Origin of the sequence: Pseudomonas sp. p106, assembly GCF_003936645.1 — a bacterium.
GTDB classification, from domain to species: Bacteria; Pseudomonadota; Gammaproteobacteria; order Pseudomonadales; family Pseudomonadaceae; genus Aquipseudomonas; species Aquipseudomonas putida_E.
The window spans coordinates 43,486-56,346 of the sequence record NZ_RHQR01000025.1 but is presented as its reverse complement, the minus strand read 5'-3'; the positions used below and the strand labels follow the sequence as shown (position 1 = coordinate 56,346).

9 protein-coding genes and 1 pseudogene are annotated in these 12,861 nt (G+C 61.6%); 4 read left to right on the top strand and 6 right to left on the bottom strand.

Annotation, left to right across the window (positions count from 1 at the left end; genetic code table 11):
- Window positions 1–72 precede the first annotated feature (72 nt).
- From EGJ09_RS23570 to EGJ09_RS23560, 4 genes and pseudogenes are all read left to right on the top strand, one after another.
- The gene (locus EGJ09_RS23570; protein ID WP_256658457.1) at window positions 73–1,845 is read left to right on the top strand and encodes a GGDEF and EAL domain-containing protein; all 1,773 of its coding nucleotides are present in this window, start codon (window positions 73–75) and stop codon (window positions 1,843–1,845) included.
- A 38-nt stretch (window positions 1,846–1,883) separates the two neighbouring features.
- Window positions 1,884–2,645: pseudogene (locus EGJ09_RS27100) on the top strand (PAS domain-containing protein); the annotation flags it as partial.
- Between the two features lie 30 nt (window positions 2,646–2,675).
- Window positions 2,676–3,182 carry a methyl-accepting chemotaxis protein gene (locus tag EGJ09_RS27095; RefSeq protein WP_256345758.1) on the top strand — a complete coding sequence of 169 codons (507 nt, stop codon included), beginning with the start codon at window positions 2,676–2,678 and terminating at the stop codon, window positions 3,180–3,182.
- A 134-nt stretch (window positions 3,183–3,316) separates the two neighbouring features.
- Window positions 3,317–4,669: an MFS transporter gene (locus EGJ09_RS23560; protein WP_125924912.1), complete on the top strand. Its 1,353-nt coding sequence runs from the start codon at window positions 3,317–3,319 to the stop codon at window positions 4,667–4,669.
- 104 nt (window positions 4,670–4,773) lie between these two features.
- On the opposite strand, the gene EGJ09_RS23555 is transcribed toward EGJ09_RS23560, so the two are convergent.
- The 6 genes from EGJ09_RS23555 to EGJ09_RS23530 form a co-directional block, all read right to left on the bottom strand.
- On the bottom strand, window positions 4,774–7,251 hold the full coding sequence (locus tag EGJ09_RS23555) for a TonB-dependent siderophore receptor (protein WP_125924911.1): 2,478 nt from the start codon (window positions 7,249–7,251) through the stop codon (window positions 4,774–4,776).
- An 88-nt stretch (window positions 7,252–7,339) separates the two neighbouring features.
- On the bottom strand, window positions 7,340–8,302 hold the full coding sequence (locus EGJ09_RS23550; RefSeq protein WP_115274299.1) for a FecR domain-containing protein: 963 nt from the start codon (window positions 8,300–8,302) through the stop codon (window positions 7,340–7,342).
- Window positions 8,299–8,814 carry a sigma-70 family RNA polymerase sigma factor gene (locus EGJ09_RS23545; protein ID WP_115274300.1) on the bottom strand — a complete coding sequence of 172 codons (516 nt, stop codon included), beginning with the start codon at window positions 8,812–8,814 and terminating at the stop codon, window positions 8,299–8,301. The genes EGJ09_RS23550 and EGJ09_RS23545 overlap by 4 nt, the downstream gene beginning before the upstream one ends.
- A gap of 340 nt (window positions 8,815–9,154) precedes the next feature.
- Window positions 9,155–10,765: an ABC transporter ATP-binding protein gene (locus EGJ09_RS23540; protein WP_046785220.1), complete on the bottom strand. Its 1,611-nt coding sequence runs from the start codon at window positions 10,763–10,765 to the stop codon at window positions 9,155–9,157.
- 1 nt (window position 10,766) lies between these two features.
- On the bottom strand, window positions 10,767–11,786 hold the full coding sequence (locus EGJ09_RS23535) for an ABC transporter permease (RefSeq protein ID WP_046785219.1): 1,020 nt from the start codon (window positions 11,784–11,786) through the stop codon (window positions 10,767–10,769).
- 1 nt (window position 11,787) lies between these two features.
- The gene (locus EGJ09_RS23530) at window positions 11,788–12,861 is read right to left on the bottom strand and encodes a microcin C ABC transporter permease YejB (protein WP_039603181.1); all 1,074 of its coding nucleotides are present in this window, start codon (window positions 12,859–12,861) and stop codon (window positions 11,788–11,790) included.

The following is a 12,861-nucleotide window of genomic DNA, read 5'->3' as shown; positions in this document are numbered from 1 at the left end:
AGTGATGAAGTCTCAGTAATGGCCCATAGCCATAACCTTGTTGCCATTCCGATAGGGGCAGGTGAAATGAACATGAATGTCGCCCCTATGCCGTCCAATGAAGAGCAGCGCTTGGCTGCGGTCGCTGAGTGGTGTGTTGCGCACCAGGACTGCAGCACCGAGCTGCGCACACTGGTCGAATGGGCCGGCCGTTACTTCAATGCGCCGATGTGCCTAATCTCGATCGTCAGCGAGTGCCAGCAGTGGTTCATGGCCAAGACCGCATTGGAGGCCGACAGCACGCCGCGGGATGTGGCGTTCTGTGCCCATACCATTCTTCAGGCGCAGCCGCTGGAAGTGCTGGATACGACGCTGGACCCGCGCTTTGCCGAAAACCCGCTGGTCACCGGTGCGCCCGGCATTCGCTACTATTGCGGCGCTCCGCTGTTGGTGGACAAGCAGGTCGCGATTGGCAGTTTCTGCATCATCGACACGGCCCCGCGTGAGGCCATGGATGATGCTCAGCGCGGGATGTTGCAGGCGTTCGCAGACATGGCAGTGCAGATCATTGCCGGTATACGCCGGCGAAATTTCTACGACCAGCCGACCGGGCTGTTCAATCGGGTAAAACTTGAATGCGACGTGCAGACGCGCCTTGAACGCCATGATGCCCTGACCGTGGTGGTGTTCGACATCATGCCGGCGCAGGTGCTTACGCACATGATCAAGGTGTTGGGCTACAACTTCGCCCACGACCTGACCCTTCAGGTGAAAGACCTGATCGTCAGCCAGCTTGACCCGGACCTTGCGTTGTACAAGATCAGCCCCACCCGGTTTGCCGTTATCGTGCACCAGCACCCTCTGGCAATGTGCGCGCGGGTAATCGGTGTGCTGAGCGACCCTGTGCAGTGTCATCAGATTCCCGTGCTCCTGGACGCCGCGGTCGGTATTTCGCCGGTCACCCGCTGCGACGACGATGGCAGCCTTGACTGGTTGCGCCGTGCGGTCGGCGCCGCTGACGCAGCCCGTGGCAACCCTGGCCGCTGCGCGCACTATCAGCCGGAGGTGGACGCAGCGCAGCGCAGGGCATTCTCCCTGTTGACCTCACTGGGGGCGGCGCTGCAGAGCGATGACGAGCTCAGCCTGCACCTGCAGCCGCGAGTCGAACTGCAAGGCCATACCTGCAACAGCGCTGAAGCGCTGTTGCGCTGGCGTCATCCGCAATTGGGGGATATTTCCCCTGCCGAGTTCATCGCCCTGGCCGAGAAAACCGCGCTGATAGCGTCGATCAGTCTGTGGGTGATGCGCGCGGTGTTGAACATCCTGCAACACGCTCAGGCGCCAGACTTGCGCATCAGCATGAATGTCACCGCGCGCGACCTGGAGAGCGCGGCATTCATGGACACCTTGCTTGCCGAGCTCCAGCACAGGGCCATCGCGCCGTGGCGCCTGCAACTGGAGTTCACCGAAAGCGTGCTTATCGAACATCCCGAAGAAGTACGGCGGCAATTGCTGCGTGCACGTCAGGCCGGGATCGACATCGCCATCGATGACTTTGGTACCGGTTATAGCAACTGGGCCTACCTCAGCCGCATTCCTGCCACGTTCGTGAAACTGGACCGCTCGTTGATCCAGAAGGCCACGCACAGTGCCAAGGACCTCCTCTTGGTGCAGTCGCTGGTGGGGTTGGCTAACCAGCTCGGTTACCAGGTGGTGGCCGAAGGCATCGAAACCGCCGAACAGCTTACCTGTGCCAAGGCCTGGGGTTGTGCTCAGGCCCAGGGCTATTACCTGGCCAGACCCATGCCGCTGGCCGCCTTCCAGACGTGGTACTGCAACAACCGGCTCCGCAGGTCGCAGTCCTGATTTGACTCATTCGTCGCTTATCCTCAGCAGGTGCCTGCATGTTCAACCGGCAATTGAAAAACACGCTCGCCGAGCGTGAACGCGAACTGGAAAGCCTTCGGCAATGCCTGGAGCAGATAGAGCAGGCCGGTTTTTTTCTGCGGCTCGACGGCGATTGGCGGATCGTCGACTGCAACGTCGCCAGCGCTGCTGCGTTCGGCGTCACTGTGGATGCCTTGGCCGGCACCTCTTTGGGACAGTGGCTGCCCGCCCAGACCGTGCGCGGGCTGGCCAGCGCGCTTGCCAATGGTGCGCCGCTGCACGATGACATGAACCTGAACACGGTCAATGGCAAGTCGGCATGGTGGCGCCTGGGCTGGTATCCGCGGCTGGATGCACAAGGGCGGGTATGCGAGGTGCGCGCATACGGGCGCGACGTGTCGAAAGAGGTCGGGCTGGCTCGAGAGAACCAGGCGCTGCTCGACGCGCTGTTGCGCTCCAGCGCGGTCATCCAGTTCGATCTGGCAGGGCATGTGCTGGCCGCCAATGACACCTTCCTGGCGGGCATGGGATACCGGCTCGATGAAGTGGTGGGTAAGCATCACCGGATGTTTTGCTGTGCAGAAGATACCGCCAGCCCGGCATATGCCGAATTCTGGCGAACGCTCAATACCGGCCGCTACGTCACCGGCCGCTTCCGCCGCCAGGACCGGCACGGGCACGAAGTGTGGCTGGAAGCGAGTTACAACCCGGTGAACGATGCCCAGGGGAAACTGGTGCGGGTGGTCAAGTTCGCCTCGGTGGTTACCGCACAGGTCCAGCGTGAAGAGGCCATCAAACAGGCCGCGCAGATGGCGCTTGAGGTGTCGCGCAATACCGTGGGCGGAGCGTCGCAGGGCGCGGCGGTGGTGCAGCAGGTGGAGCAGACCATGCAGGGTATGACCCGGCAACTGCAATCGGCCGGCACGACGATCACTGCACTGGGCGAGCAATCGGTGTTGATCAGTTCGATCGTCCAGACCATCGGCGGCATCGCTGCGCAAACCAACCTGCTCGCGCTCAATGCAGCCATCGAAGCGGCCCGCGCCGGCGAGCAGGGCAGGGGGTTTGCCGTGGTTGCCGACGAAGTGCGAAAGCTGGCGGCGCGCACCAGCACGGCTACCGATGAGATCGTCTCGGTGGTGGCACATAACCAGACGCTCGCCAGCCAGGCCGTTGGCGAGATAGAAACCAGCCGGGATCACGCCACGCAGAGCCTGCAGCTTGCTTCGCAGGCAGGTGAGGCGATTGGCGTGATCTTGCAGGGCGCGACGGGTGTGGTGAACGCTGTAGAGCGAGTGAGTCAGGATTTGCGTTGAACCGGGCCAGCGTACTGCTCACCGGGCATCGCTCGATATCAGCGCGGTCAATGGTGGCAGACGATGCGCAGTTCCCCCTCTAGATTCGTGTGGCGTGCTGGAAGCCCCGAACAACAATAACGAGGGACCTGACTATGCCGACCGCCATCCAAGCGAATAACGCCTGGCGCATCCTGTTCCTGCTGTTCCTGGCCAACCTGTTCAATTTCTTCGACCGCACCATACCCGCCATCATCATCGAACCGATTCGCCTGGAGTGGCACCTGAGCGACTTCCAGATCGGCCTGATCGGCACTGCCTTCACCCTGGTCTATGCCATCGCTGGCCTGCCGTTGGCACGGCTGGCCGACACCGGTTCGCGCAGCCGGCTTATGGGCTGGGGCCTGATGGCATGGAGCGGGCTGACGGCAGTCAACGGCATGGTTGGCAGCTTCTGGAGCTTTCTGCTGGTGCGCATGGGGGTGGGCATCGGTGAGGCCAGCTATGCGCCTGCCGCCAATTCGCTGATCGGAGACCTGTTCCCTGCCGAGCGGCGGGCAAGGGCGATGGGTATCTTCATGCTCGGCCTGCCGCTGGGCCTGTTGCTGGCCTTCTTCACCATCGGCGCCATGGTGCAGGCCTTCGGCAGCTGGCGCGCACCGTTCTTCATCGCCGCTGTGCCGGGTGTGGTGCTGGCACTGTTCCTGTTCCTGATCCGCGAACCCGCACGCGGTGCGGCAGAAACCGTAGCCGTCTCCCAGGTTCCACTGGACCGGCCGCTGCGCCGCGTGCTTAGCGTACCTACCTTCGCCTGGCTGGTGCTCGCCGGCCTTACGTTCAATTTTGCTTCGTACGCCTGCAACTCGTTCATGGTGCCCATGCTGCAGCGGTACTTCGAGCTGCAACTGCAACAAGCCGCAGTGGCCACCGGGGTCATAGTCGGTGTGACCGGCCTGGTAGGCCTGACCCTTGGTGGCTGGGTGGCCGACAAGGTGCATCAGCGCTTTGCCAACGGCCGGCTGATGTTCGCCGTGCTGAGCATGCTGGTCGCCACGCTTGCCACCGCCTGGGCGCTGCACGCCGGGCGGATCGAGCTGGGCCTGTTCGTGGCGTTGTTCGGCGTTGGCTGGCTGTTCTCGTACAACTTCTACACCTGCGTGTACACCGCCATCCAGGACGTGGTGCAGCCCCGCCTGCGCGCCACGGCCATGGCGCTGTATTTCGCTGGGCTGTATCTGCTTGGCGGTGGATTAGGGCCGGTGGTGGTGGGCGGTCTGTCGGACCATTTCGCCGTCGCTGCCATGGACGCAGCGGGAGAGGTGGTGATGAGCGAGGCGTTCAAGGCCCAGGGGTTGCACGACGCGATGTACCTGATACCGGTGGCACTGATGTTGACCATGGTGTTTCTGCTGGCCGCGTCGCGGTGTTTCAGCCGCGATGCGCAGCGCATGCGGGAGGGGATGGTGGCTGACAGCGAAGCACTGGAGGGCCGCGCTGTCCAAGCCTGAGTAACATTGGCCGCGATTGGTTTCTGAGGGTGGCCAACGCTCAGACGTGGCGCCACGTCTGAGCGGCAAGGCCGTTCCGAAAGGCTGTCATGACAGCGTCAGCATCAGAAACTGGCTTTGACCGATACCATGAAGTTGCGTGGCTCACCGTAATAGTTGCCGAAGGTTTCGGTGCCGATGCTGGCGTAGTAGCGCTTGTCGAACAGGTTGTTACCGTTGAGCGCTACCGACCAGGTGTCATCGATGCGATAACCGATACGCCCATTCCAGATCGCATAGCCTGCCTGGTCGATTTTTTCGCCACTGGCGGGCGAGACGCGGAAGTTGTCGCTTTGCGCGTTGACCCCGGCACCGATAGACAACCGCTCTAACGCGCCGCTCAGGGTGTACTCGCCCCACAGGCGCAACACATGCCGAGGCACGTAGCTGTTGAACGCCGCACCGTTCAGGCTGCTGTCGATGTCGTCCAGCGTCTTGGTCTGGGTGTAGGTGTATCCCGCAAGCAGTTGCAGGCGCTCGATGATTTCCCCGCTGAGCTGCGCCTCGAAACCTTGCGCACGTACCCTGCCGGCGTTGACGTAGCAGTAACCATCGGATGACGGGCATGACGAGTTGTAATCGGTCTGCGCCTGGTCTTTCTGAATAGTACGGAACAGGTTGAAGGCGCCGTTCAGTCGCCCCTCCAGCCAGGCCCCCTTGATCCCCAATTCATAGCTCTGGCCCACAAGCGGCTTGAGCGCGGAACCGTCTTCAGACCGGTAGTTGCCTTGCGGAGTGAAGATATCCGAGTAACTGGCGTAAGCGGTAAGGTTTTCGTTCAAGTCCAGCAGTACCCCGGCGAAGGGCGTGACCTGCCCGGTTTCGCGGGTGCTGGAATGCTCCGACGTACCGGTGTTGATAAAGTCGGAGTCGGTCGTGGAGGTGTACCGGCTCACCCGGCCGCCAACCACCAGGGTCAGTGGGTCGGCCAGTTTCAAGCGCAGGGTCGAGTAGAGGCCTTTTTGTGTAGTCTTGGACTTCACCGGCCCGCCGCGAGATGAGTTGTCGATGAAGTAGCTGTCGTCGGGCTCAGGGATGAACTTGTCGGGGTTGAATACATTCTGGCGCTGCGGCAGAAAGGCCACTGAGTAGAAGTCGTCCTTGTTCGAACGGCTCGCATTCATGCCCAGCACCAGTTCATGTTGTTGGCCAAACGCATCGAAGGTGCCATCGACGTAGGCGTCCAGGCCGTAATCGACCTGGTCGTAGTCATACATGCTGCCCAGCATGCCAGTGGTATTGGTACCGGGCGTCACTGCACCTGAGGCAAACGCGTACTTGATGTCCTGGGTGTTCTTCGTATAGACGCTGGCAACCTTGAGTTTCCAGTCTTCGTTAAGCTGATGGGACACATCACTGAACACGGTGGTGCGCTGGCTGCGCCAGGTGTTCCATGAGGGGTCCAGGCAGGTTGAGCGGCTCAGCTTCAAGTCGCTGCGATCGCGGTAGCGCGGCAGGCCACCCCAGCATGGGTTGGCATCCACGTCTTCATAGGCAACGCCCAGCCCCAGGGTGGTGTCGGCATTCAGATCGAAGTCGAGCGCACCGTAATACACCTGATCTTTGCGGTTGGCGTCGTCCACGAAATAGTGGCGGCTTTGTTCGGCGATCACTGCCCGGCCGCGCAGAGTGCCGGATGCGTTCAGCGGGCCGCCGGTGTCCAGTTGCCCGCGGTAGTTGTCCCAACTGCCGCCGGACAGGGTGATGTCGGTATGCGCAGCTGCCAGGCCGCGCTTGCGCACGAAATTCACCCCGCCGGCAGTGCCGCCGGAGCCTTTCATCATGCCCGCTGCGCCGCGCAGCACTTCGACCCGGTCGTAGTACGCCATGTCGCTGCTGAAACTGTCGGCCTGGACATAGAGGTTGCCCATGTCCAGCGGCACACCGTCGTACTGATACTGGCCCGACATGCGGAACCCGCGTGAATAGAAGTATTTGCCACCCATGGTCGAGTCGTACACGGTAATGCCGGGCGTCTTCTCCATGACCTGGTCGATGGTGTACAGGTTCTGGTCGTCCATCATCTTGCGGGTCATTACCGTCACCGACTGTGGCGTCTCTTTGAGCGAGTGCTCACCTTTGCCTATGGTGACCGCGCCCGTGGTGTACGAGCCGCTGTTCTCTGTCGTGGCGCCCAGCACCTGGCCGGTGATGTTGGTTGCACCAAGTTCCATTGCCGAACCAGCGGAAGGCACTTCCCGCAGTACATAGGTGCCGTTGGACTGCGCCTGGGCTTGCAGGCCGCTGCCGGCCAGAATCCGGCTAAAGCCTTCAATGACACCGAAGGTACCTTTGAGCCCCGAGGAGCTAAAGCCGTCTGTTTGCCTGGCATCAAACGAAATCGCCGCCCCCGCCGCGCTGGCGAAGTGGCCAAGGACTTCGGTCAGGCTGCCACCAGGGATGTCGAACGACCGCACTGCGCTGTGCTGGGCCGCCACGGCTGCCTCGACCGTTGCTGTGGACCAGGCTCCGACAGTGGTTACTGCCAGCAGCGCGACTTTTACCGTGGTCGCCAGACGACCACGCTTGAATACCTCAGACATCCTAATCCCCCCCTGAAAATGATCGATGACACCCAATGGGGGATGAGCCGAACGATGCGTAAGAAAAGTGCAAAAAAGAATTTTTTAATTACTGAGGCGGGACGACAGGAGGCGACACATTGACCCAGAAACGGCTGTAACGCGTGACGCGTAATGAAAGCCCGCTTTCCAGCGCAGCCAACGCCAGGTCGGTGTCATCGATTGGGAACGCGCCAGAGACCCTCAGTTGCGCAATACGCGGATCACAGCGCAGCACGCCGGTGCGGTAGCGCGACAGGTCGGAAAGAAGTTCGACCAGGGGGCGGTCAATGGCAATGATGCTGCCGTGTTGCCAGGCTCCCACCGTAGCGTCATTACGCCGTAGCTGCCCCACCGTGAGGTCGGTGAAGGCGATGGATTGCCCGGCCTCAACGCGCACTGTCAATGCGCTGCTGGACGCTCTGACTTCTACCGCTTTCTCCAGGACTGCCACCTCGCCGCCCAGCGCTTGTGTGCGAACGATAAAGCGCGTGCCCAGCGCCCGGACCTCGCCATGTGTGGTGCTTACCTTGAATGGCCGCTGTGCTGGGTCGTTAGCGGTCGACACCAGAATTTCACCGCGAAGCAGTTCCAGCACCCGTTGCTGGCCGTCGTACTTGAGGTTTACAGAGGTGTCGGTGTTCAGCAGCAGTGAACTGCCATCGGCCAAACGAAAGGTACGGCGCTCACCCACAGCGGTGCGGTAATCGGCAAAAAGTTGTTGCGAGCTGTTGCTACGCCACCCCAGCCAGCCCAGCGAGGTGGCTGGCACCAATACCAGTACGCTGCGTAACAGTTGCCGGCGGGAACGTGCGGCACCGCGCAGGGCGGGTGCGGCCAGCGCACCCGGCACGCTTGCCATCTGCTCACCCACAGCGGTCATCCGCTGCCAGGCTTGGCGATTGACCGGATCGGCAGCCAGCCAGTCGTTCCAGGCGCTGCGATCGGCGTCGGTGGCGATGCCAGACTGCAGCCGCGCGTACCAGCGGGCTGCTGCACTGATGGCCTGCAACTCGGCGGGCGAAAGGCTCATGCCAATTGCATCTGCATCAAACAGCAATGCTCCATTGCCTTTGCCATGTAGTTGTTGACGCTGCGCACGCTGATGTTCAGCTGCTCGGCAATTTGCGGGTAGGTCAGCCCGTCGAATTGCGACAGCATGAACACCTGCCTGACCTTCGGCCCCAGCCCTTGCAGCAGGCGATCGATTTCTACCAGTGCCTGCAACATGATCGCCTGCTCTTCCAGCGACGGGTGCTGTGCTTGCGGCAAGGCTGCCAAGGTTTCCAGGTATGCCTGTTCCAGTGAGCGCCGACGAAACAGGTCGATCAGCAAGCCCTTGGCGATCCTCGACAAGTACGGGCGCGGCTCGCGAATGTCCAGTGCGCTGCGTGCCTTGATCACCCGCACGAACGTATCCTGCGTCAGGTCAGCGGCATCGAATGCGTTGCCCAGCCTCTTGCGTAGCCAGCCATTGAGCCAGCTGTGGTGCTCGCAATACAGGTGATTGACGGCGCTACGCAGAGAGAGGTCGTTGGCGGGCATTTTGGATGGAATGGTTCGCGATTGGTAATGAATCTTATTGTCGTGCGTGGTGGGGGTGTTTGCAATAGCAAAGGTTTGCCCGAAGGCTACGCCTTTCGCGCCTTAGGCCCACGGGCGTTGTCGTAAATCATGACAAGCACCTGGGCCACCTTCCTGATTGCTTTGCCAGAGGCTTTTAGCTGGTAAAACAGCTCCTCCAGGGATTCGAACTCATGCATCAAGGCTATTATCAGAGCCCAGACGGGCGATCTAGGCGGCAGCGAAACAGCCTGCTGCTCCGTGCTCTGGGCGCACAACCTCTGCCTTGATACGGGTAAAACCATCAGGCCCTGGAAGGCAGTCACCGTTCAGTGTCATGACGCAAAAACGCCGCCTCCAGCAGTTGCTGCGTATAAGCATGCTGGGGTGAATGGAAGATCTGCTGAGCCTCGCCTTGCTCCACAACATGCCCCTGCTTGATCACCATCAGTTGGTGACTCAACGCTTTGACCACGGCAAGGTCATGGCTGATGAACAGGTAGGTGAGGTTGTACTTGTGCTGCAAGTTGCGCAGCAATTCCACCACCTGCCGCTGCACCGTACGATCCAGCGCAGACGTCGGCTCATCCAGCAGAATCAACGCCGGCTTGAGCACCAGCGCCCGGGCGATGGCGATACGTTGCCGTTGCCCACCCGAAAACTCATGCGGGTAGCGGTGGCGCGTGCGTGGGTCCAGGCCTACCTCTTCCAGCGCCGCGATAATCGCCGCTTCCTGTTCTGCGGCTGTACCAATCTTGTGAATCCGCAGCCCCTCACCAACGATATCCGCCACGCACATACGTGGGCTCAGGCTACCAAAGGGGTCCTGAAACACCACTTGCATCTCACGTCGCAGTGGCCGCACTTGCTTCTGGTTCAAGCCTTCCAGCGCCTGGCCATGGAAGCGGATGCCCCCCTGGCTCGAAATCAGGCGCAAGATCGCCAGCCCCAGCGTCGACTTGCCAGATCCCGACTCACCCACGATCCCCAGTGTCTGCCCTTGCGGCAAGCTGAAGTTGATCCCGTCCACCGCCTTCACATGGTCAACCGTCTTGCGCAGCAAGCCTTTCTTGATCGGGAACCATACCTTCAGGTCGTTCACTTCCAGCAGCGGTGCGCCAACCGGGTTATGTGCCGGCAAGCCGCTGGGCTCGGCATTGATCAGCATCTGTGTGTAATGGTGCTGCGGCGCACTGAACAGCGTCGCGCAATCGGCCTGCTCGACAATCTGCCCACGCTGCATCACGCAAACACGGTGGGCAATGCGCCTTACCAGGTTCAGGTCATGGCTGATCAACAGCAATGCCATGCCCAACCGCGCCTGCAGTTCCTTGAGCAGCTCCAGAATCTTCAACTGCACGGTCACGTCGAGCGCAGTGGTGGGTTCATCGGCAATCAGCAATTCCGGCTCATTGGCCAGCGCCATGGCGATCATCACCCGCTGCCGCTGGCCACCGGACAGCTCGTGGGGCAGGGCCTTCAGGCGCTTGCGCGGCTCGGGAATGCCCACCAGCTCCAGCAACTCCAGCGTGCGCGCAGTGGCTTGCTTGCCGGTGAGGCCCTTGTGCAGCAGCAGGATTTCGTTGATCTGCTTTTCGATGCAGTGCAGCGGGTTCAGCGAGGTCATCGGCTCCTGGAAGATCATCGCGATGCGGTTGCCGCGAATCTTCTGCATGGCCTTCTCACCTTGCTGCAGCAGGTCGTTGCCTTCATAGCCGATGCTGCCGCTAGGGTGGCGTGCCAGCGGGTAGGGCAGCAGGCGCAGAATCGAGTGGGCGGTAACGGACTTGCCCGAACCGCTCTCGCCGACCAGCGCTAGGGTCTCACCCTTGCGGATGTCGAAGCTGATGCCATCGACCACACGGTTGACCTGTTCGCCGGTAACGAACTCCACCGCCAGGTCGCGCACTTCGATCAGGTTCTGTTCACTCATCTCACTTCCTCGGGTCGAAGGCATCGCGGGCGGATTCGCCGATGAATACCAGCAGGCTCAGCATGATCGCCAATACGGCAAAGGCGCTGATGCCCAGCCATGGCGCCTGCAGGTTGGACTTGCCTTGGGCCACCAGTTCGCCCAGCGACGGCGCGCCCGGTGGCAGGCCGAAACCGAGGAAGTCCAGGGCGGTCAGGGTGCCGATGGCACCGGTGAGGATGAAGGGCATGAAGGTCATGGTCGAAATCATGGCGTTGGGCAGGATGTGCCGGTACATGATCGCGCCATTGCGCATCCCTAGGGCACGGGCGGCGCGCACGTACTCGAGGTTGCGCCCGCGCAGGAACTCGGCACGCACCACGTCGACCAGGCTCATCCACGAAAACAGCAGCATGATGCCCAGCAACCACCAGAAGTTGGGCTGCACGAAGCTGGCAAGGATGATCAGCAGGTACAGCACCGGCAAGCCGGACCAGATCTCCAGAAAGCGCTGGCCGGCAAGGTCCACCCAGCCACCGTAAAAGCCCTGCAGGGCACCGGCGATGACGCCGATGATGGAACTGAGGATGGTCAGGGTGAGGGCGAACAGCACCGAAATGCGGAAGCCGTAGATCACCCGCGCCAGTACATCGCGGCCCTGATCGTCGGTGCCCAGCAGGTTGTCCGCCGAGGGTGGCGCAGGGGCGGGTACGCGCAGGTCGTAATTGATGCTCTGGTAGCTGTACGGGATCGGGGCCCACAGCACGAAGCTGTCTTTTTTGGCCAGTAGCTCCCGGATATACGGGCTCTTGTAGTTGGCCTCCAGTGGGAACTCGCCGCCGAAGGTGGTTTCCGGGTAGCGCTTGAAGGCCGGGAAAAACCACTCGCCGTCGTAGCGCACGGCAATCGGTTTGTCGTTGGCGATCAGCTCGGCGCCCAGGCTCAGGCCGAACAGGATGAGGAACAGCCACAGCGACCACCAGCCGCGTCGGTTGGCCTTGAAGCGCTCGAAGCGCCGACGGTTGAGAGGGGACAAGGCCATGTCAGTGCTCCCGGCTGGCGAAGTCGATGCGCGGATCGACCAAGGTGTAGGTGAGGTCGCCGATCAGTTTCACCACCAGCCCGAGAAGGGTGAAGATGAACAGGGTGCCAAACACCACCGGGTAGTCGCGGTTGATGGCCGCCTCGAAACTCATCAGGCCCAGGCCGTCGAGGGAGAAAATCACCTCGATCAGCAGGGAGCCGGTGAAGAAGATGCCGATGAACGCCGAAGGGAAGCCCGCGATCACTAGCAGCATGGCGTTGCGGAACACGTGGCCGTACAGCACCCGCGAGCGGCTCAGGCCTTTGGCTTTGGCGGTGACCACGTATTGCTTGTTGATCTCGTCGAGGAAGCTGTTCTTGGTCAGCAGGGTCATGGTGGCGAAGTTGCCGATCACCAGGGCGGTGATCGGCAGCACCAGGTGCCAGAAGTAGTCGAGCACTTTGCCGGTGGTGGACAGCTCGTCGAAGTTGTTCGAGGTCAGGCCGCGCAGCGGGAACCAGTCGAAGTAGCTGCCGCCGGCGAACAGCACGATCAGCAGGATGGCGAACAGGAACGCCGGGATGGCATAGCCGACGATGATCGCCGAGCTGGTCCAGACGTCGAAGTGGCTGCCGTGGCGCACCGCCTTGGCGATACCCAGGGGGATCGACACCAGGTACATGATCAGCGTGCTCCACAGCCCGAGCGAAATCGACACCGGCATCTTCTCGGCGATCAGGTCGATGACCTTGGCATCGCGAAAGAAGCTCTCGCCGAAGTCCAGCTGGGCATAGTTCTTGACCATGATCCATAAACGCTCGGGGGGCGACTTGTCGAAGCCGTACATGCGCTCGATTTCGGCGATCAGCGCAGGGTCGAGGCCCTGGGCACCGCGGTAGTTGGAGCCGGCCACGGAGACTTCGGCGCCGCCGCCGGCAATCCGGCTGGTGGCACCCTCGAAGCCTTCGAGCTTGGCGATCATCTGTTCCACCGGGCCGCCGGGGGCGGCCTGGACGATGATGAAGTTGATCACCAGGATGCCGAACAGGGTCGGGATGATCAGCAGCAGGCGACGCAGGATGTAGGCCAGCAT

Bases quoted from the DNA above. Each gene is read 5' to 3' on its own strand.
- EGJ09_RS23535 (WP_046785219.1), bottom strand. From the start codon at position 11,786: ATGGCCTTGTCCCCTCTCAACCGTCGGCGCTTCGAGCGCTTCAAGGCC.
- EGJ09_RS23545 (WP_115274300.1), bottom strand. From the start codon at position 8,814: ATGCCCGCCAACGACCTCTCTCTGCGTAGCGCCGTCAATCACCTGTAT.
- EGJ09_RS23550 (WP_115274299.1), bottom strand. From the start codon at position 8,302: ATGAGCCTTTCGCCCGCCGAGTTGCAGGCCATCAGTGCAGCAGCCCGC.
- EGJ09_RS23530 (WP_039603181.1), bottom strand. From the start codon at position 12,861: ATGCTGGCCTACATCCTGCGTCGCCTGCTGCTGATCATCCCGACCCTG.
- EGJ09_RS23555 (WP_125924911.1), bottom strand. From the start codon at position 7,251: ATGTCTGAGGTATTCAAGCGTGGTCGTCTGGCGACCACGGTAAAAGTC.
- EGJ09_RS27095 (WP_256345758.1), top strand. From the start codon at position 2,676: ATGGCGCTTGAGGTGTCGCGCAATACCGTGGGCGGAGCGTCGCAGGGC.
- EGJ09_RS23570 (WP_256658457.1), top strand. From the start codon at position 73: ATGAATGTCGCCCCTATGCCGTCCAATGAAGAGCAGCGCTTGGCTGCG.
- EGJ09_RS23560 (WP_125924912.1), top strand. From the start codon at position 3,317: ATGCCGACCGCCATCCAAGCGAATAACGCCTGGCGCATCCTGTTCCTG.
- EGJ09_RS23540 (WP_046785220.1), bottom strand. From the start codon at position 10,765: ATGAGTGAACAGAACCTGATCGAAGTGCGCGACCTGGCGGTGGAGTTC.